Annotated in this window: 17 protein-coding genes and 1 riboswitch; of the genes, 2 read left to right on the forward strand and 15 right to left on the reverse strand. The window is 71.4% G+C overall.

Annotated features, from left to right (window positions below):
• Window positions 1-4: 4 nt before the first annotated feature.
• Genes cobM through XAN126_RS0118035 form a run of 3 tightly spaced genes read right to left on the reverse strand, consistent with a single transcriptional unit; the run spans window position 5 to window position 2,420 of the window.
• Entirely contained in the window at window positions 5-766 is a 762-nt protein-coding gene (cobM, locus tag XAN126_RS0118025; protein WP_024279978.1) for a precorrin-4 C(11)-methyltransferase, read from the reverse strand.
• Window positions 763-1,149, reverse strand: coding sequence for a cobalamin biosynthesis protein (locus tag XAN126_RS0118030; protein WP_024279979.1), 387 nt, complete (start codon window positions 1,147-1,149; stop codon window positions 763-765). The genes cobM and XAN126_RS0118030 overlap by 4 nt, the downstream gene beginning before the upstream one ends.
• A complete protein-coding gene (locus XAN126_RS0118035) occupies window positions 1,146-2,420 on the reverse strand; it encodes a bifunctional cobalt-precorrin-7 (C(5))-methyltransferase/cobalt-precorrin-6B (C(15))-methyltransferase (protein ID WP_029877354.1) in 1,275 nt (424 codons plus the stop codon). Before XAN126_RS0118035 ends, XAN126_RS0118030 begins: the two co-directional genes overlap by 4 nt.
• Here XAN126_RS0118035 and XAN126_RS0118040 point away from each other — a divergent pair.
• Window positions 2,419-3,192, forward strand: a complete 774-nt coding sequence (locus XAN126_RS0118040; protein ID WP_024279981.1) for a cobalt-precorrin-6A reductase — start codon at window positions 2,419-2,421, stop codon at window positions 3,190-3,192. The genes XAN126_RS0118035 and XAN126_RS0118040 overlap by 2 nt on opposite strands.
• On the opposite strand, the gene XAN126_RS0118045 is transcribed toward XAN126_RS0118040, so the two are convergent.
• The 11 genes from XAN126_RS0118045 to XAN126_RS0118100 all read right to left on the reverse strand — a co-directional run bounded on the left by XAN126_RS0118045 (window position 3,162) and on the right by XAN126_RS0118100 (window position 17,775).
• Window positions 3,162-3,920 carry a precorrin-3B C(17)-methyltransferase gene (locus tag XAN126_RS0118045; protein WP_024279982.1) on the reverse strand — a complete coding sequence of 253 codons (759 nt, stop codon included), beginning with the start codon at window positions 3,918-3,920 and terminating at the stop codon, window positions 3,162-3,164. The two genes, XAN126_RS0118040 and XAN126_RS0118045, sit on opposite strands and share 31 nt — an antisense overlap.
• A complete protein-coding gene (locus XAN126_RS0118050; RefSeq protein ID WP_024279983.1) occupies window positions 3,917-4,642 on the reverse strand; it encodes a precorrin-2 C(20)-methyltransferase in 726 nt (241 codons plus the stop codon). Before XAN126_RS0118050 ends, XAN126_RS0118045 begins: the two co-directional genes overlap by 4 nt.
• Complete coding sequence (locus XAN126_RS0118055; protein WP_024279984.1) at window positions 4,639-5,274, reverse strand: precorrin-8X methylmutase; 636 nt, start codon at window positions 5,272-5,274, stop codon at window positions 4,639-4,641. The genes XAN126_RS0118050 and XAN126_RS0118055 overlap by 4 nt, the downstream gene beginning before the upstream one ends.
• Complete coding sequence (cobG, locus tag XAN126_RS0118060; protein ID WP_024279985.1) at window positions 5,271-6,572, reverse strand: precorrin-3B synthase; 1,302 nt, start codon at window positions 6,570-6,572, stop codon at window positions 5,271-5,273. Before cobG ends, XAN126_RS0118055 begins: the two co-directional genes overlap by 4 nt.
• Window positions 6,569-9,901, reverse strand: coding sequence for a cobaltochelatase subunit CobN (gene cobN, locus XAN126_RS0118065; RefSeq protein WP_024279986.1), 3,333 nt, complete (start codon window positions 9,899-9,901; stop codon window positions 6,569-6,571). Before cobN ends, cobG begins: the two co-directional genes overlap by 4 nt.
• Window positions 9,902-9,904: 3 nt before the next feature.
• A complete protein-coding gene (gene cobW, locus XAN126_RS0118070; RefSeq protein ID WP_024279987.1) occupies window positions 9,905-10,939 on the reverse strand; it encodes a cobalamin biosynthesis protein CobW in 1,035 nt (344 codons plus the stop codon).
• The gene (locus XAN126_RS26470; RefSeq protein WP_024279988.1) at window positions 10,936-11,427 is read right to left on the reverse strand and encodes a DUF1636 family protein; all 492 of its coding nucleotides are present in this window, start codon (window positions 11,425-11,427) and stop codon (window positions 10,936-10,938) included. The genes cobW and XAN126_RS26470 overlap by 4 nt, the downstream gene beginning before the upstream one ends.
• Window positions 11,428-11,485: 58 nt before the next feature.
• Window positions 11,486-11,687, reverse strand: a riboswitch (cobalamin riboswitch).
• A 70-nt stretch (window positions 11,688-11,757) separates the two neighbouring features.
• Window positions 11,758-13,989: a glycine--tRNA ligase subunit beta gene (gene glyS, locus XAN126_RS0118085; RefSeq protein WP_024279989.1), complete on the reverse strand. Its 2,232-nt coding sequence runs from the start codon at window positions 13,987-13,989 to the stop codon at window positions 11,758-11,760.
• 107 nt (window positions 13,990-14,096) lie between these two features.
• Window positions 14,097-15,404, reverse strand: coding sequence for an MFS transporter (locus tag XAN126_RS0118090; protein WP_051460630.1), 1,308 nt, complete (start codon window positions 15,402-15,404; stop codon window positions 14,097-14,099).
• Window positions 15,405-15,431: 27 nt separating this feature from the next.
• Window positions 15,432-16,760 carry an MFS transporter gene (locus XAN126_RS0118095; protein ID WP_024279991.1) on the reverse strand — a complete coding sequence of 443 codons (1,329 nt, stop codon included), beginning with the start codon at window positions 16,758-16,760 and terminating at the stop codon, window positions 15,432-15,434.
• A gap of 82 nt (window positions 16,761-16,842) precedes the next feature.
• Window positions 16,843-17,775: a glycine--tRNA ligase subunit alpha gene (locus tag XAN126_RS0118100; protein ID WP_029877358.1), complete on the reverse strand. Its 933-nt coding sequence runs from the start codon at window positions 17,773-17,775 to the stop codon at window positions 16,843-16,845.
• Window positions 17,776-17,983: 208 nt separating this feature from the next.
• Between XAN126_RS0118100 and XAN126_RS0118105 the strand changes: the two genes are divergently transcribed.
• Window positions 17,984-18,406, forward strand: a complete 423-nt coding sequence (locus XAN126_RS0118105) for a hypothetical protein (RefSeq protein ID WP_024279993.1) — start codon at window positions 17,984-17,986, stop codon at window positions 18,404-18,406.
• Between the two features lie 69 nt (window positions 18,407-18,475).
• Here the strand turns inward: XAN126_RS0118105 and XAN126_RS0118110 are convergent, their stop codons facing one another.
• Window positions 18,476-19,567 (reverse strand): TRAP transporter substrate-binding protein, encoded by a 1,092-nt coding sequence (locus tag XAN126_RS0118110; protein WP_024279994.1) that lies wholly within the window; start codon window positions 19,565-19,567, stop codon window positions 18,476-18,478.
• Window positions 19,568-19,670: the final 103 nt, after the last annotated feature.

The raw sequence follows: 19,670 nt of genomic DNA on the forward strand, positions 1-19,670 counted from the left end.
CCGGTCACTCCCCGCCCCCGCGAAAGCGGCGGACATAAGCGGTGTCATAGAGCGCGCTCTCGCGGAAATCCTCGGCCGCGAGCGGCCGCCCCACGAGGATCAGCGCCGTGCGCGGGATGGGATCGGCGGCGAGCTTCTCCGCGATGTCGCCGAGCGTGCCCGTCACCACCCGCTCGTTGGGCCACGTCGCCCGCGCCACCACCGCCACCGGGCAGTCCGCGCCCAGCACGGGCACCAGCTCCGCCACCACCTGATCCAGCGCGTGGATGGCGAGATGGATGGCGAGGGTCGCCCCCGTCTGCGCGAAGGTCGCGAGCTTCTCCGCCTCCGGCATGGCCGAGGCGCGGCCAGAGACGCGCGTGATGACGAGGCTCTGCGCCACTTCGGGCACGGTGAGTTCCCGCCCGAGCACGGAAGCCGCCGCCGCGAAGGCCGGCACGCCGGGCGTCAGCGTGTAGGGAATGCCCCGCCGCTCCAGCCGGCGGATCTGCTCGGCCACCGCGCTGTAGACGGAGAGATCGCCCGAATGCAGCCGCGCCACATCCTCGCCCGCCGCGAACGCGCGGACATATTCCGCTTCGATCCGGTCGAGGTCGAGCGGCGCGGTATCGACGATGCGCGCCCCCGGCGGGCACCAGCCGAGCATTTCCGCCGGCACGATGGAGCCGGCATAAAGGCACACCGGGCAGCGGGCGATGAGATCGCGCCCGCGCACGGTGATGAGATCCGCCGCGCCGGGGCCGGCGCCGATGAAATGGACGGTCAAACCACACCCTCCCGCCGCGCCAGCGCGCAGGTGACAGGCCCGAGCGCGAAGCGCGGACCGAGCAGACGTCCGTTCGCCCCCGCCGCCGCAAGCGCGGCGGTTTCGGCGGCGGAGGGCACGCGCAGCAGCGCCACCACCCGCTCCGAATGGGTCTTGGCCCGGCTGGAGGCGGCCTCCAGCTGGCTCTGCGGCACCAACACCAAGGGCAGGCCGAGCAGCGCCGCCGCCTCGCTGATGCCGGCTTCTCCGCCCTTTATCGCCGGGGTAGCGACGAGGGATACGTCGTCCCGCCCAAGCTCGGCGCGCGCCAGGGCGGCGTCGAAGGCGGCGATCACCTCCTCCACCGACACGCCCCGCTTCGAGCCGATCCCGGCCACGATCATGCGCCCTCTCCCGCGTCCGTCGTCTCTCTGGACTTTTCCCAACGCCATTGGGTCACCGGCATGGCGGGCCGCCAGCCGGTCATGCCCTTCACCGCCACAGACCGCGCCAGCGAGATGCGCGTGAGCGACCCGCCGAGGCGGGCGTGGGCGGCGATCAGCAGGACCTCGGTCTCCAGCGTCACCGCATTGGCCACCATCCGCCCGCCGGGCTTCAGCGCCGCCAGAGCCGTGTCGAACACGCCCGGCTCGCTGGCCCCGCCGCCGATGAAGATCACATCCGGCGTGGGCAATCCGGCAAGGGCGCCCGGTGCCGCACCCTCCACGATTCTCAGATGCGGCACGCCGAGGCGCGACGCATTGCGGCCGATGCGGGCGGCGCGCTCGGCATTCCCCTCGATGGCGATGGCGGCAAGGGAGGGATGGGCCAGAAGCCATTCGATGGCGATGGAGCCCGCCCCCGCGCCAATGTCCCACAGCAATTCCCCCTGCCGCGGCGCAAGGGAGGAAAGGGTGAGCGCGCGCACCTCGCGCTTGGTGATCTGCCCGTCATGCTCGAACAGATCGTCCGCGAGGCCGGAAGCGAGGGGCAGGATGGGCGCGTCGGGCGCGGCCCGCACCTCCAGCGCCACCACATTGAGGGCGGCCACGTCGCCGAGATCGAAACCCTCGGCCGTGGCGGTGCGGATGCGCTCCGCCGGCCCGCCCAAAGCTTCCAGCACTGTGAGGCGCGAGGCGCCGCAGCCGTGGGCGGTGGCGAAAGCCGCCACCTGCGCCGGGCCGTCACCGTCCGAAGTCAGCAGCAGCAGCCGCGCACCGTTCTGCAGGAAGGGCCGCAGGCGGGCCAGCGGGCGGCCGTGGAGGGAAACAAGGTCCACCTCCTGCTGCGCCCAGCCGAGCCGCGCGGCGGCCAGCGCGAAGGCGGAGGGGGCGGGAAAGGCAGCCATCTCCCGCGCAGGCACATGGCGGGCAAGGCTCGCGCCGACGCCGTAGAGAAACGGATCGCCCGAGGCCAGCACGCACACCCGCTGCCCGCGCGCGGCCAGCACGCCATCGAGGCTGAAGGGGCTCGGCCACACTAGCCCCTCGCCTTTCACCAGATCGCCGGCCAGCGCCAGATGTCGCGCCCCGCCGAACACGATATCGGCGGCGGAAACGGCGGCGCGTGCGGCGGGGGAAAGGCCCTGCGCCCCATCCTCGCCGATGCCGACGATGGACAGCCAGCGCCCGGCCGGGGCAGTGTCGGTGGCGATGGAAACCCCTGCCTCAGCCATGAAACCCCACATCCTTCTCCTCGGCGGCACCGGCGATGCCCGCGCCCTGGCGACACGCCTCGCGCCGCGCACGGACATCCGCGTCACGCTCTCGCTTGCCGGCCGCACCGAAAACCCGGCACCCCAGCCAGTGCCGGTGCGCGTCGGCGGCTTCGGCGGGCCGGCCGGGCTGGAAGATTATCTCAAGGCGGAGGGCATCGCCGCCGTCATCGATGCGACGCACCCCTATGCGGCGCGCATGTCCTTCAACGCGGCGCTGGCCTGCGCTGCGGCGGGCGTGCCGCTCCTCGCGCTGCGACGCGCACCGTGGCAGCAGCAGCCGGGGGACCGCTGGCGCGAGGTGGCGGATGTTCCTGCTGCCGTGGAAGCGTTGGGGGCGGCGCCCCGCCGGGTGTTCCTCGCCCTCGGCCGCAACGAGGTGCGGGCCTTCGAGGCGGCGCCGCAGCATGTCTATCTGGTGCGCAGCGTCGATCCCGTCACGCCGCCGCTGGCCGTGCCGCAGGCGGACTATGTGCTTGGGCGCGGGCCGTTCGGTGAAGCGGAGGATCATGCGCTGCTCAAGGCCCACGGCATCGACACCATCGTTGCCAAGAACAGCGGCGGCAGCGCCACCTACGGCAAGATGGCGGCGGCGCGGGCGCTGGGCATCGAGGTGATCTTGATCGCCCGCCCGCCGGTGCCGGACGTGACCGCCGTGGAGCGCCCGGCCGAGGCCGAGGCTTGGCTCGACGGCATCCTCGCTCACGGCGCGGGCGCCGAGCGCGGCGCATAGACGAGGGGGGACTTCCCCGCGCGCGGCACGATGCGCGTCTCGGCGGTGCCGATGAGGACGCAGGTCGCCATGTCCGCCCGCGCGGGATCGGCCTCCGCCAGCGTCGCAAGCGCGATGCGCTCGTCCGCCCGCCCCGCAGCCCGGCCGAACACCACCGGCACGGAGCCGGGCAGCTTTTCCCGCAGCAGCTCGAATGCGCAGCCGAGCTGCCAGGGCCGCGCCTTGCTGATGGGATTGTAGAGGGCGATCACGAAGCCGGCCTCGGCGGCGAGCGCGAGGCGCTTTTCCACGAGCGGCCAGGGCTTCAGATTGTCCGAGAGGGAGATGGCGCAGAAATCGTGCCCCAGCGGCGCGCCGCAGCGGGCGGCCACCGCCAGCATGGCGGTGACGCCGGGGACGATCTCGACATCCAACGCCCGCCATTCCGCCGGGCCATGCTCGATGGCCTCGCACACCGCCGCTGCCATGGCGAACACGCCGGGATCGCCGCCCGACACCATCGCCACCTTCGCCCCGGCCACGGCCGCCTCAAGGGCGGCGGACGCACGGGCGATCTCCTCGCGATTGTCCGAAGGCCGCCGCTCCTGCCCCGCCCGCTCCGGCAGGCGGGCGAGATAGGGCATGTAGCCGAACAGGATATCCGCCGCCGCAACGGCTTCGGCGGCTTCCGGCGTCATCTGCCGCGCCGATCCCGGACCGAGGCCGACCACCGTCAGCCGCCCGCTCACGCCGCGCGCTCCCAGCCGGGCACCAGCACGATGGCGAAATAGGGCGCGCGCTCGTCCGCCCGCTCGGCGAGGGGAATGAGCGCGCAATCGGCCATGGTGCCGCGCTCCACATAGACGGCCCGGTCGAGCCGGCCGGCGGCGGCCAGCGCGCGCCGGATCTTCGGCAGGTTGCGCCCCACCTTCATGATGACCGCCGCATCCGCCTCGGCGAGGCGCCGCGCCAGTTCGGCCTCATCCAGCGTGCCGGGCAGCACCATGAGCACGTCGTCGCCCTGCGCGATGGGCGCGCCGGCTTCCGACCAGCAGCCGGACATGCCGGTGACGCCGGGGATCACCTGCGTCTGGAACCGCCCGGCGAGCCGCACATGGATGTGCATGTAGGAGCCATAGAAGAGCGGATCGCCCTCGCTCAGCACCGCCACCGTGCGCCCGGCCATGAGATGCTCGGCCACGGCGGCGGCGGAGGCGTCGTAGAAGGCGCCGATGGCCGTGCGATAGGCGTCGTCGTGCCGATGGATTTCGGTGGTGACGGGATAGAGCAGCGGCAGCTCCACCGCGCCCGCCGGAAAGTGCGCCGCGGCCACCGTGCGGGCGTGGCTGACATTGCCGGCCTTGGCGAAATAGCCCACCACATCAGCGCTTTGCAGCGCCTTCACCGCCTTGAGGGTGAGGAGATCGGGATCGCCCGGGCCGACGCCCACGCCGATGAGATGTCCCTTCACAGCCCGGCCCTCGCAAGCGCATTCACGGCGGCGGAGGTGATGGCGCTGCCGCCCAGCCGCCCGCGCACGATGGCGAAGGGCACGCCGCGCGGATCGTCCGCCAGCGCATCCTTGGATTCCGCTGCGCCGACGAAGCCCACCGGCATGCCGAGGATTGCCGCCGGCTTCGGCGCGCCGCGATCCAGCATCTCCAGCAGGTGGAAGAGCGCGGTCGGCGCATTGCCGATGGCCACCACCGCCCCGGCGAGGTGATTGCCCCACAATTCCAGCGCCGCGGCGGAACGGGTGGTGCCGAGCTTTTCCGCCAGCGCCGGCACCGCCGGATCGCGCAGGGTGCAGATCACTTCGTTGCCGGCCGGAAGCCGCGCGCGGGTGATGCCGTGGGCCACCATCTGCGCATCGCACAGGATGGGCGCGCCGGCTTGAAGCGCCGCGCGCGCGGCGGCAACCGAGCCGGGGCCGAACACGAAGTCCCGCGCCGCCTCCACGAGGCCGCAGGCGTGGATCATGCGCACCGCCACGTCCTCCTCGTCCGCCGAGAAGCGGGAGAGGTCGGCTTCCGCGCGGATGATGGCGAAGGATCGCTCGTAGATGGCCGTGCCGTCGCGCACGTAATCGAAGGGAAGGATCATTCTGCGCGGCTCGTCACGTCGTCTGTTCTGTTCATCGCCGCGCCCGCCCACAGACCCGCCAAATCGAGGCGGGAAAGGAGCGCGCGGGTGGTTTCGCCCGGCGCGCGCCGGGCCGCCAGCGTCGCGGCAAGGGATGCGACGGCGGCGGGAAGGTCCGCCACCGGCCGCACCGGGCGCGCCGCGCCGGAGGCAGGGCCGTCATGCACCAGCGCGACGCCGCCGTCCATGCCCACGAAGGCGAGGGTGGCCGGCACAGGATGGGCGCAGCCCTTGGTGCAGGCGGAGAGGTGCAAAGACACCGTGCCATCCAGGAGCGGTGCGAACGCCTCTGCCAGAACCGGCGCCAGCGCGCGGGCGGGAATGTGTGCCGAGGCGCAGGCCGGCGCCCCGGCACAGGCGGCGACGCGGGCGCGCGGATCGCCGGAGGCGGTGATGCAGCCGAGGGCGGCGAGGCGCGCCGCGAAGGCGTCGGCGGCGCCTGCCGAAAGCCCGGTGGCGATGAGGGTGCGCTCCGGCGCGGGCCGCACGTCGCGTGCGCCGGCGGCGTCCAGCGCGTCGGCGATGGCCTCGAACTGCGCGGCATCGCCGGCTCCGAATGGCAGGCCAAAGCCGAAGGCCAGCTTGCCGTCGACAAGTGGGATGCGCCCCAGCGGCGCGGCGGCTTCGGCCAGGCGCGCCCGCCCCCCGCAGCCCGACAAATCGGCGGCGCGGGCCGCCCGTCCGAGGGCGGCGATGGAGGCGAGCGCAGCCAATGCCTCGGCCGCGGCTCCCGCTTCTGGCAGCACGCGGGCCGGCGCATTGCCGACGGTGAGCGCCCATTGTCCCGGTTCGGTTGCGACAAGGCGCACATCGGCCTTCTGCCCGGCGAGGCTGACGGCGCCGCCGCCCTCCACCACCACCGACACCTTCGGCCCCAGCCGTCCCGCCAGCGGCTCCGCCCCGGCGAGGATGGCGGCGGCAAGCGGACGGCCATCCGCGATCTCGCTCGGATCAAGGCCGGCCAGAGGCGAGACATCCACCGCCAGCCCGATGCGCGGGGTGATGCCGAGCGCCACCACGGCCACCTGCAGGGGGCCGACCGTCTCCGGCGCCAGCCCGCGCACCTGAAGGCTGCCGCGCGCCGTCACCTCCATCATCCCGTTGCCGAAGCGGCGGGCGGCGTCGGCCAGCCCGCGCAGTTGGGCCGGGGACAGCCGGCCATCGGACGGGACAAGGCGCAGGATGAGGCCGTCCCCGGTCTCCATGGGGGCGAGGAAGGCCGGGCAGGCGCCGCGACGGGTGGGGGGGATCGGCGTCATTCCGCGGCCTCCCGGCCCGCTTCGGCGGCGAGGGCGTCGAGATCGCTGTCGAGGTCGTTGCGCCGCGCATGCCACAGGCCGCGCCGCCGGGCATCGGCGAAGCGGCGGGCGATGGCGCGGGCGGCGGCGGGGTTCTGCGCGAGCAGGAAGGCGCGCACCTCAGGGTCCATCACATAGGCCGCGTGCAGGCGGTCCAGCAGCGCGGCGGGCACCTGCTCGGTGGTCTCGGCGAAGGCGACGAGGCGGTCCACCGTCTCCGCCAGCTCCGATGCGCCGCGCGGGCCATGGCGCATCTGCCCGGCGATGAAGCGGGCCGAGACGCGCCCGTGGACCAGCCGCGCCAGCGCCTCCTTCAGCGGCCGCGCGCGGGGGCGGTCGGGATCGGTGGTGTCAAGCACCACGAGATGGGCCGAGCGCCCCAGCGCCGCACCGGCCGCCGCGAAGCCGCCCATGAAAGCCGCATCCTCGCTGCCGTCGAGGAGATCGCGGGCGGCATCATCCGCGCCGTGCACCAGCGCATCCGCTTCGGCGAGCCGCGCCGCGAACAGGCCGGGCGCGAGGCGCGCCGTCCCGCCCGCCCCGCCATAGGCGTGGGAGGCGGCGGCGAGATAAGCGTGGCCCAGTTCCTCCCGCGTCTCGAACGCGCCGCGCTGTAATTGCGCCTCGATGCCCGCGCCATACGCGCCGGGGGCGGAGCCGAACAGGCGGGCGAGGTCCTCGCCCTTGCGGCGGGCCTCGGCGAGGGGATTTTCGCTCGCGTCCTCGTCGCGCGCGGCCACCGCGCGCACGGCGGCATCGAGCAAAGCGATCTGGGCGGGGAAGATGTCCCGGAACAGGCCGGAGATGCGGAAGGTCACGTCGATGCGCGGGCGGCCGAGCACGGCGGGGGGCAGCACCTCCACGCCCGTGACGCGGCCGGTCGCCGCCTCCCACACCGGCCGGCAGCCGAGGAAGGCGAGGCCCTGCGCGATCTCCTCGCCCCCGGTGCGCAGGCTGGCGCTGCCCCAGAGGTCCAGCACCAGTGCGCGGGGCCAATCGCCCTGCTCCTGCAGGATCAGCCGCAGCGCCTCGTCCGCCGCCTTGCGGGCGAGGTCGCAGGCGGTGGGGGTGGGCAGGGTGCGCGGATCGGCGGTAAAGAGGTTGCGCCCGGTGGGCAGCACATCCCGCCGCCCCCGCGCCGGGGCGCCGGCCGGGCCGGCGGGCACGAAGCGGCCGTCGAGGGCGGTCAGCAGCGCGCGGGTTTCCGCCTCCGCCGAGGCGGCGTGCAGCGGATCGGCCTCGCCTTCGGCCATGGCGCCGAAGATGTGCAGGCCGTCCTTCACCGCCAGATCCTTCAGGTCGCACAGCCAGGCATCGATGCGGCGCAGGGCCTCGTCGGGATCGGTGGCGGCGGAGACGCCGGCGGTGGCGGCAAGGCCGGTCTCGGCGGCGGTCTCGACGATGAGGCCGGCGAGCCGCTCGCGGCGGCGGCGGTCGAGGCCGTCCGCCTGCGCATATTCATCCACCAGCCGCTCCAGCCGCTGCTCGGCCTCGCTGAGGCCGGCGCCGGCGAGCGGCGGCGGCAAATGGCCGATGGTGACGGCGGCGAGCCGCCGCTTCGCCTGCGCCGCCTCGCCGGGATTGGAGACGATGAAGGGATAGACCACCGGCAGCGCCCCCATCACCACCTGCGGGAAACAGGCCGGGGTCAGCGCCACCGCCTTGCCCGGCAGCCATTCCAGCGTGCCATGGGCGCCGAGATGGATCACGGCGTGGGCATCGAGCCCCGCGCGCAGCCACAGGCCGAAGGCGAGCAGCCCATGGCGCGGCGGCAGGCTGGCGTCGTGATAATCCGCCCGCCGGTCGAGATTCGCGCCGCGATCGGGGGCGAAGGCCAGCGTAATGGTGCCGGAGCAAGCGAGGCGAAAGCGAAAGGCGCCGTCGCTCACGTCCGCATCGTCCTCCGGTGCGCCCCAGGCGGCGGTGACGGCGGCCTGGGCGGCCTCCGGCAGGGCGGCGAAGAGGCGGCGATAGGCCTCCAGCGTCAGCGCCGCTTCGGGACGGAACGCGGCAAGGAGCGCCTTTGCATCGTCGGGCACGGGGCCAGCGCCGTAGCCGGCCGCCGCGAGCGTTCCGAGCATCCGCCGCGCGCTCTCTGGCACGTCGAGGCCCACCGCATAGCCGGAGCGCCCCTCGGCGCCGGGATAATCGGGCAGGATCAGAGCAAGCCGCCGCTCGGCGCGGGGCGTGGCGGCAAGGCGCACCAGCGCCGCCGCACGGTCGGCCACATGGGCCACCGCCTCCGGCTCCGGCCGGTTCATGGCGGCGGTGAAGGCGAGGTCGGCGTCGGGCGGGGCGAAATCCTTGAAGGAGAGGGCGCCGGCCAGCACCCGCCCGTCCAACTCCGGCAGCACCACATGCATGGCGAGGTCCGCCGCCGAGAAGCCGCGCGGGCTCCCGGCCCACGCCTCCCGGGCCGTGGTGGCGGGCGCCGCCTGAAGCACGGGCGGACCGCCCTCGGGGAACAGCTCGGCCGCGTCCCCCGCCGCGAAGGCGGTAGTGGTAAGGATGATGGCGGGAGCGAGCGCCGCCGTCGCGGCCCGCACGGCGGCGCGGGCGTCCGGCGCCTTCAGGCTGGGAACGAACAGGCACTGGGCGGCGATGCCCCGCGCCTCCAGCGCTGCCGCCAGCGCATCCACGGCGGCGGTGTCGGCGGCGAGCCATTGGGAGCGGTAGAAAAGAATGAGCGCGTTCGGCCGCCCCACCGCCCGCACCTCCTCCAGCGTCGCGAGGCCGGCGCCGGGGCGGTGAAAGGCGGTAGCCGGCACAGCGTGCGGCGCGGGGATGGCATGGGGCGCGGGAAAGCCCGCCGCCTCGCCCATGGCCGCGAGCAGGGCCGCCATGTTCTGAGGCCCGCCTGCGCGGAAATAGCCGAGCCAGCGGGCGAGCGTATCCTGCGGCAGCGTGGAGAGGGCGGCGAGGCGCGGGTCGTCCTGGTCCTCGCCGGGCAGCAGCGCGAGGGCGATGCCACGGGCGCGGGCCACGGCGGCCAATTGCTCGGCGCCATAGCGCCACCAATCCAGCCCGCCGAGCTGGCGCACCAGCACCACCTTCGCCTTGGCCGCGACCTTCTCCACCCACAGGTCCACCGACATGGGGTGGCGCAGATCCTTCAGCCGCGCGAGGCGCAGGCTGGGCACCGCGCCGCCACGCGCCCGCCAGGCGGCGGACAGGCCGATGAGATCGCTGTCGGTGAAGGAGAGGGCCACCATGTCGCCGGGCGGCTGGGCGAGGTCGACCGGCTCGGCCAACTCCTCCAGGCTCGTCGATGTGGTGGCGAGGATATGCATGGGCTAGCCGAGGATGGCCTGCTCCACCGCCGCGCGGTCGAAGCCCTTGAGGCCGATGACCACCAGCGCCCCGCGCCGCGCCTCTTCCGCGCCCCAAGCGCGGTCGAAATGGTGCGACACGCGCGGGCCGACGCCCTGCACCAGCAGGCGCAGCGGCTTGCCTTCCACGGCGGCGAAGCCCTTCACGCGCAGCACGTCCGGCGTCTCCGCCGCCTTCACCACGCGCGCCGCCAAAGCGGCGGGATCGGCGATCTCCGGCAAAGCGAGGACGATGCTCTCGAACTCGTCGTGGTCGTGGTCTTCCTCGTCGTCGTGATGGGTGCGGCGGGTGTCGATCACATCCTCCGCGCCGACGCCAAGGCCGAGCAGCACCGCCAGATCCACCTTGCCGCCCGAGGACCGCACCAGCTTCACCGCGCGCGGCAGGGCGCCGGCCACCGCCTTCTCGGCGGCGATGAACCCGGCCGCATCGAGCAGATCGGACTTGGAGAGGACGACGAGATCGGCACAGGCGATCTGGTCCTCGAACACCTCTTCCACCGGGTCGTCATGGTCGAGGCTCTCGTCCCCGGCCCGCTGCGCGTCGAGCGCGGCGAGATCGGGCGCGACGCGGCCTTCGGCCAGCGCCGGGCCGTCCACCACCGCGATCACGCCGTCCACCGTCACCCGGCCCTTGATGGCCGGCCACTGGAAGGCCTGCACCAACGGCTTTGGCAGCGCGAGGCCGGAGGTCTCGATGAGGATGTGGTCCACCTTCGGGGCGCGGGCGAGGATCTGGTCCAGCGCCGGCACGAAATCATCCGCCACGGTGCAGCACAGGCAGCCATTGGCCAGTTCCACGATGGAGCCCTCGTCGCAGCTCTCGATGCCGCAGCCCTTGAGGATCTCGCCATCGATGCCCACGTCGCCAAACTCGTTGACGATGACCGCGAGGCGCTTGCCGCCGGCATTCTCCAGCACGTGACGGATCAGCGTCGTCTTTCCGGCGCCGAGGAAGCCGGTGACGATGGTACAGGGCACGCGGGCGAGGGAGGTCATCGGGTCTCCTTGAGGGTGAGCGGGGGAATGCGCGCGACCATGCCGCGCTTGAGCACGTCCGGCCGGCCGCGCCAGGGCATCAGGCCGTCTTGCGAGCCGGCCAGCAGCGCCGCGCCGGTGAGAAGGTCCGGCGCGCTGTCGGGGGCGAGGTCGCCGAACACATAGGTCCAGCCGTCGCGGCGGACCATGGCGGCGGAGAGCGCGCGCTTGCAATTGGCGAGGCAAGAAACGCCTTCCACCGCGACGCCTTCGGGGAGGGACGCGGCGCAGGCCGAGGCGAGGAGACGTGCGCCGTCACGCTCGGCGTCGGGTGGGGCGTCGCTACCGGGGGCGCGGCAGGTGGTGCAGATGAGGAGGGTGACGGCGGGGGCGGTTTCGCGCGCGGCTTCTGGCGTAGCTTGCGGCGCGCAGCCGGCTTCCGGGCTGTCGCCGCCCGGCTCGGGTGCTGTGCTGTCGGGAATCGCGCCGCGCTCCACCGAAACGTCCACGGGTGCGAGCGCCCGCGCGCACGGGCTCGAAGGGACGCAATACCGGAGCACCCCGCCCGGCGCGGACCTCGTCGAAGGCAGGTCTCCTGGCTCGCGGTTCACCGCCCCCGCCGCCTTCCCGGATTGCTCCAGTGGCGTCTGGCAGGGGCTCACCGCCGACAGTTGCGGGGGCAGCCGCGGCATTGGAAGCTCTTCGCCTCCGCACCGCATTCCCTTTTACGCCCGTGTGGGACCACGGGACCTTCGACGCCGCCACTAAAGGCAGTGGCGGGCGGGATTGTCAAATGAGGGCGTGGAACCCCGGACCAGCGACGGCGAAGCCGGAGCGCCCTACCCCTCGATGCGGTCGAAATCGGCGATGCCGCGGGTGGCGGCGCGGATTTCATCGAGCAGCTTCAGGCGGTTCTCGCGCAGCGCGGGATCGGCGTCGTTCACCGTCACCGCGTCGAAGAAGGCATCTACCGGCTGGCGTAGGTCGGAGAGCGCGGTCATGGCCGCCTCGAAATCCTCGGCCGCGACGGCCTTGGAGACGCGGGCCTTCACATCGTCGATGGCAGCGGCGAGGTGCTCCTCGGCCGGCTCCTTGAGCAGTGCGGCGACGGTGGGGCCGGCGAAGGCGCGGCCGTCCTTCTTCTCCTCGATGCGCAGGATGTTCACCGCGCGGCGATAGCCGGCGAGGAGGTTCGTGCCATCCTCGGTGGCGAGGAAGGCGGCGAGCGCTTCCACGCGGCGGACCACGAGGAGCAAATCGTCCTGCCCCTCGAGGGCGAAGACGGCGTCCACGAGGTCGTGGCGGGCGCCACGGTCGCGGAGGTAGACTTTCAGGCGGTCGGCGAAGAAGGCGAGGAGGTCGAGAGCTGTTTCCAGCGTGTCGGGGCCACGCTCTTTTACCACTTTTTTGATAGAATCTAGGCCGACATCTTTCTGAGCTTCTTCATGCAAAGCATTGGTCATGCTCTCGCCAAAGCTCGCTGACACACCTGCCAATGCTTCATATTTTTCTTTTATTTGTTTGACGCGATCCTGATTCAGCAAAAGCGCGAACGGAACGGGCAAAATTTTCAACAAACGCAACCTGATCCCATTCTCCAGCACAATCCGGATCACCCCCAGCGCCGCCCGGCGCAGCGCATAGGGGTCCTTCGATCCCGTCGGCTTCTCATCAATCGCCCAGAAGCCCACCAAAGTGTCGATCTTGTCCGCCAGCGCCACGGCCACGGAAACCGGCGCGGTGGGCACGCGGTCGTTCGGCCCCTGCGGCTTGTAGTGCTCCTCGCAGGCGGCGGCGACTTCCGGGGGGAGGTTTTCGCCCTGCGCGTAGTAGCGGCCCATGAGGCCCTGAAGCTCGGGGAACTCGCCCACGACTTCCGTGAGCAAATCCGCCTTGGCCACCAGCGCGGCCTCCTCGGCCAGCGCCACCGGTGCGCCGACCTTGGGGGCCAGTTCCACCGCGAGGCGGCGGATGCGCTCGATGCGCTCGGCCTGGGAGCCCAGCTTCTCGTGGAAGGTGATGGACTGGAACTTGGGCATGCGGCTCGCGAGGCCGTTCAGCCGGTCCGTGTCCCAGAAGAATTTCGCATCCGACAGGCGGGCGCGGATGACGCGCTCGTTGCCGGCGACGATGGCCGCGCCGCCGTCCGAGGCGACGAGGTTCGAGATGAGGATGAAGCGGTTGGCGAGGCGCCCCGTCTTGGGGTCCTTCAGCACGAAGCACTTCTGGTTGGCGCGGATGGTGGCGCGGATCACCTCGTCCGGGATGTCGAGGAAGCGCGCCTCGAACGAACCCATCAGCACCACCGGCCATTCGACCAGCCCGCACACCTCGTCCAGCAGGCCCTCGTCCTCCACCAGCTCAAGGCCGGCGGCGAGGGCGAGGTCCTTGGCGTCGTTGAGGATGATTTCCTTGCGGCGGTCGCGGTCGGCCACCACCCTGGCGGCCTCCAGCTTCGCCATCCAGTCGTCCAGCCGCTTCACGGTGAAGGGCTCGGGCGCCATGAAGCGGTGGCCGCGCGTGACGTTCGAGGCCTCGATGCCGTCCACCGAGAAATGCACCACCTCCGGCTCATCCCCCTCGGCGCCGAAGGTGGCGACGATGGAATGCAGCGGGCGCACCCAGCGCAGCGTGCCGGAACCCCAGCGCATGGATTTCGGCCAAGGGAACTTGCGGATGATGTCCGGCACGATTTCGGCCACCACCTCGGTGGTGGCGCGGCCGGGCTTTTCCACCACGGCCACGTAGAAATCGCCCTTCTTGGGGTCGGACTGGATGGTCGCCTGATCGAGGGAGGCGAGGCCCGCCGCCTTCAGGAAGCCGGCCACCGCCTGCTCGGGCGCGCCCACGCGCGGCCCCTTCTTCTCTTCCCGCTGGTCCGCCTGCCGGCCGGGCAGGCCGTGCACGGCGAGCGCGAGGCGACGCGGCGTCACGAAGGCTTTCGCGCCCTCATAGAGCAGGCCGCGCTCCACCAAAGAGTCGGTGACGAGCTTCTTCAGCGCGTCGGCCGCCTGGGCCTGCATGCGGGCGGGGATTTCCTCGGAAAAAAGTTCGAGCAGAAGATCGGGCATCGGTTCGGGCTCGTCCTCCCCGTGCGGGGAGGCTGGCGCTTGCGCGCGGCGGGTGAATTTCGCGGCCTGTGCTAGTGCCTTTCGGCCGCCGCGTCGAGGGGGCGGGCTCAGTCGAGGGAGCGGCCGCGCATCTCCGTGAGCCCCAGCGCAGCGAGGAAGGCCACCACGCCGCCGGCGATCATGAAGAAGGCCGGGGCCATGGCATCGCCGGTGAGACTCACCAGCAAGACCGCCACCATGGGCGCCGTGCCCCCGCCGAGGCCGAGGCCGAGATTCCAGCTCAGCCCCACGGCCGTGCAGCGGGTGTGGCGGGGAAACATCTCCACCAGCGCCACCGCCATGGGTCCACCATAGATGGAGACGATCACCGCAAAACCCAGCTGTCCCAGCAGCGCCAGCCCGGCCGAGCCGGAACCCAGCAGCAGGAACAGCGGCCAGGTGAACACGGCAAGGCACAGGAATCCGCCGACGATGAGCGGCTTGCGGCCGATGCGGTCGGACAGCGCGGCGAAGCCGAAGCACCCCGCCATCACCACCGCCATGCTCACGGCGTTCAGCTCCAGCGCCACATGGGGGGTGAAATGGTCCTGCTGCTGCAGCCAGGTCGCGAGATAGACGAAGGAGAGGTAATAGGCGATGCCCAGCACGATATTGATGAGCGTCGCCCTGAGGATGCCGCCGCCACTCTCGCGGAAGGCCTCCACCACCGGCAGGGTCGGCCGGTGCACCGGCTTCACGTCGCGCGCCACCGTCCGGCGCAGGATGAGGGCAAAGCCGCCCAGCAGGCAGCCGAGCAGGAAGGGAATGCGCCAGCCCCAGGCGGCGAGGTCGTCCGCCGACATGAGGCCGGAGACCAGCGCACCCACCGCAGAGCCCAGCAGCATCCCGCCATTGCAGCCGACGATGACCAGCGACGTCACCGCCCCGCGCCAGCGCAGCTGCGCATTCTCCGCCAGGAAGACGGCGGAGGTCATGTATTCCCCGCCCACGGAAAGCCCCTGCGCCAGGCGCAGCACCAGCAGCAGCACGGCGGAGAGAACCCCGGCCGTCTCATAGGTGGGCAGGAGGCCGACGCAGAAGGTGGAGATGCTCATGAGCGCGGCGGAGGACATGAGCGCGGCGCGCCGGCCCAGCCGGTCGCCGATATGACCGAACAGCACCGAGCCCAAAGGCCGCATGAGGAAGGAGGCGGCGAACACGCCGAACACCGAGAGCATGGCCGCCGTGGGGCTCGACTCGGGGAAGAAGTTGCGGGCGAAGATGCTGGCGAGGAAGCCGTAGACGGCGAAATCGTACCATTCCAGCACGTTGCCGAGCATCCCGGCGGCCATCAGCCGGCGCGAGAGGACGGGCGCGCCGTCGGGCGCCATCCCGCCGGAGACGTCTTCGACCTCGTTATGCGCAATGCTGCTCATCGATCCCGTTCCTGCTCCGCTCAAGCGTTAGGGCCATTGGGAAGGTGCGTCCAGCACCCGGCCCCGGCGTTCGGCGAGGGCCGCGACGCCCACCAGCGCGACGGCCGCCAGCCCCATCAGGTGGACCGCCGGTGCCATGGTGAGGCCGAGGCCGGTCACGAAATAGGTGGCCAGCATGGGCGCAAAGCCGCCGGAGACGCCGATGCCGAGATTCCAGGCAAAGCCCATGGCGCTGCACCGCACCGGCGTCTCGAACAATTCCACCAGCAGCGCCGGCAGCGGGCTCGTGACCGCCGCGGCCATCACCGAGAAGACGAGCTGCGCGGCCAGCACTTCCGCCGGGCTACCGCCGCGCAGCAGCAGGAACAGCGGCCAGGAGAGAAGGACGAAGCCGGACAGCCCCGCCGCCACGATCCGGCGCCGGCCGATGCGATCCGACAGCGCGCCGAACAGCAGGCAGCAGATCACCGACACGATCAGCGCGAGGGTGGTGAAGGCCAGGGCGGTCGCGGGGGCAAGGCCGGCCTCCTGCTCCATATAGGTCGGCAGGTAGACGAACAGGAGATAGGTATCGGCGCCGACGAACACGGTCACCAGCATCGCGGCGACGATGGAGCCGCCGGCCTCCCGGAAGGCCCGCGCCAGCGGCAGCCCCCGCGCCTTACTGCCCCCGCGATCGCCGGGCCGGGGCCGGCGCAGCACCAGCGCGGTGATGCCGAGCACCGCGCCCAGCAGGAACGGCAGCCGCCAGCCGAATCCCTGCATCGCCTCCGCCGACAGAAGCGCGCTCAGCAGCGCGCACACGCCGGAGCCGATGAGCGTGCCGGTCTGCCCGCCCGCCGTGGAGAAGGCGGCGGTGAGGCCGCGATGGCGGGGCACGGCATGCTCAGCGAGATAGATGGAGGAGGTGGTGTATTCCCCGCCGATGGACAGGCCTTGCAACAGCCGCAGGATGAGGAGCAGCAAGGGGGCGAGGACGCCGGCCGTGGCATAGGTGGGCAACAGGCCGATGCCTACCGTGGCGCAGCTCATGACCGAGACCGAGGCGATGAGGGCGATGCGAGGGCCGAACCTGTCGCCCACATGGCCGAACAGGATCGCCCCCAAGGGCCGCATCAGGAAGGCCGCGCCGAACAGGCCGAAGGCGGAGATGAGCCCCACCAGCGCATCCTCGGCCGGAAAGAAGGTGCGGGCGAAGATAGGCGCGAGGAAGCCGTAGGAGGCGAAGTCGTACCACTCGAGCAGATTGCCCACGGCGCCCGCCGCGAGCAGGCGCGGCGACGCGCCGCCCGGATGGGACGCGCCCGGCGGCCGGATGCCGGACAGGTCACGGGTGCCGACATCGGTGGCGGTCATGGTGGGTCCGGACGGCGGGCGGGTGCGGCTCCGCTTCAGCTAACACCAGGCCCTAGGCGGGGCAATTCTTTACCGCTGACCCTCAGGCCGCAGCGCCGCCGCCCGCCGTCTTCAGCCATGCGGCGCCGCAGGCCTTGGCGAGTTCCCGCACCCGCAGGATGTAGCTCTGCCGCTCGGTGACGGAGATCACGCCGCGCGCGTCCAATAGGTTGAAGACGTGGGAGGCCTTGATGCACTGGTCATAGGCCGGCAGGGCCATGTCGTGCGTCTCGCCCTTGTCGCCGAAGGCCAGATACTTGTGGCAGGCGGCCTCGGCCATGCGGAACTGCTCGAACAGCATGGCGGTGTCGGCGGCCTCGAAATTGTGCCGGGAATATTCCCGTTCGGCCTGAAGAAAGACGTCGCCGTAGGTGGTCTTCTCGGCGCCCTCGCGGCCGTTGAAATTGAGGTCGTAGACGTTCTCCACGCCCTGCACATACATGGCGAGGCGTTCGAGGCCGTAGGTGAGCTCGCCGGAGACCGGCGCGCACTCGAAGCCCGCCACCTGCTGGAAATAGGTGAACTGCGACACCTCCATGCCGTCGCACCAGCATTCCCAGCCGAGGCCCCAGGCGCCCAGCGTCGGGCTCTCCCAGTCGTCTTCCACGAAGCGCACGTCGTGCAGCTTCAGGTCCACGCCGATGGCCGCCAGAGATTGCAGGTACAGCTCCTGGAGGTTCTCCGGCGAGGGCTTCAGGATAACCTGGAACTGGTAATAATGCTGGAGCCGGTTGGGGTTCTCGCCGTAGCGGCCGTCCTTGGGGCGGCGCGAGGGCTGCACATAGGCGGCCTTCCAGTGCTTCGGGCCGAGCGCACGCAGGGTCGTCGCCGGGTGGAAGGTGCCGGCGCCCACTTCCATGTCATAAGGCTGGAGCACCACGCAGCCCTGGTCCGCCCAGAATCGCTGAAGGGTCAGGAGCAGCGCCTGGAACGAGCGGTCGGGGCGCATGTGGGCGGGAAGGCTCTCGTCGATCATTTCGGAACAGCTCGCAGCAACGTGACCCCGGCGCGCCCTCCCCGGCAGCGCGGGACGGGGGCCTCAGGCGCGCGGACACTAGGCAGTGGCTGGGGCGATTGCAACGTGGGCGGGGCAACTTCGCTTTGGCCGGCTGAAAATCGGCACTGAACCGAAATGCGGTCTCCGCGGTTGTCCTGCCGTACAGTCAATTGGAGGGAGACCCCGCATGAACATCGCAAAGTACGCCATTCCCGTCGCCGCCGCCGCCCTCATCGCCATGACCGGCGCCGCGAGCGCCCAGTCCGGCACCGCGCCCGGCCAGAACCCCCAGCGCGGCCCCGCGCAGGAAGGCGGACGCACCCAGGCGACCCCCGGTCCCAGCGGCAGCGGCATGACCGCGCCCGGCCCCGGCGCGCCGTCCACCCCGCACTCCGGCATGTCCGCGGGCCAGGATACCCACAAGGGACCGGCGCAGGAGGCCGGCCGCACCCAGGCGACGCCCGGCGGCTCGGCCAGCGGCAACGCGCCGGCCATGGACACCACCGGCACGGTGACGCCGCGGTCCGGCACCACGCCGGGCCAGGACACGCACAAGGGTCCGGCGCAGGAAGGCGGCCGCACCCAGGCGAGCCCCGGCGGCACGCGTTGAGCGTACTGAGCAAAGAAAAAGCCCCGGAGCCATGCTCCGGGGCTTTAACTCGACGCGCGGCGGCTTCGATCAGCCGCGGCTGCGGGCGCGGACCATGAAGTCGTCGTAGGTGAACTCGACGATCTGCCACCAGAGATAGGCGTTGTTGCGGAACGTCTTCATGTCCTCGTAGATCTTCTTGAAGTCCTCGTTCTTGCCGCTGATTTCCTCATAGAGCTGCTGCGAGGCCTTGTAGGCGGCGTCCATCACGTCGCTGGGATAGCGGCGCAGCTGGGTGCCGGCCTTCACCAGGCTCTGCACCGACACCGGGTTCTTGGCGTCGTAGCTCGCGAGCATGCTCTCGTTGGCCTGCGCCATGGCGGCGGTGAGGATGGACTTGTAGTTCTTCGGCAACTCGGCGAGCTTGTCCTGGTTGACGAAGAAGTTGAGGGCGGCGGAGCCCTCCCACCAGCCCGGGAAGTAATAATACTGGGCGACCTTGTAGAGGCCGAGCTTCTCGTCGTCATACGGGCCGACCCACTCGGCCGCGTCGATGGTGCCCTTCTCCAGCGCGGGATAGATGTCGCCGCCGGCGAGCTGCTGCGGCACAACGCCGAGCTTGGCGAGCACCTGGCCGCCGATGCCGGCGATACGCATCTTGAGGCCCTTGAGGTCCTCGACGGTCTTGATTTCCTTGCGGAACCAGCCGCCCATCTGGCCGCCGGTGTTGCCACCGGGGAACATCACGACGCCGTACTTCTTGTAGAATTCGTTGAGCAGGTTCATGCCGTTGCCGAACAGGAACCACGCGTTGATCTGGCGGGCGTTGAGGCCGAACGGCACGGCGGTGCCGAGGCCGAAGGTCGGGTCCTTGCCCACGTAGTAATACGACGCCGAGTGGCACATCTCGACGGTCTTGTTGGTGGTGGCGTCAAGCGCCTGCAGGCCGGGGACGATTTCACCCGCCGCGAACACCTGGATCTGGAACTTGCCGTCGGTCGCGTCGGCCACCTGCTTCGCCATCAGCTCGGCGGCGCCGTAGATGGTGTCGAGGGACTTGGGGAAGGACGACGTGCAGCGCCACTTCACTTCCGGCGCCGTCTGGGCGATCGCCGGCATGGCCACGGCTGCGGAAGCGGCGACACCCGCGCTGGCGGCGGTGAGGAACTCACGGCGTTTCATGGAGAACTCCCTGGGGCTCTTTCACATCGCAGCGCCGCTTCTATGGGCGGGCCGTCGTACCGCTTTTAGAGCACGCGCCGTTCGGGCTCAACGCGGAGGAAGG

This window comes from Xanthobacter sp. 126 (assembly GCF_000526175.1).
Classification (GTDB): domain Bacteria; phylum Pseudomonadota; class Alphaproteobacteria; order Rhizobiales; family Xanthobacteraceae; genus Xanthobacter; species Xanthobacter aminoxidans.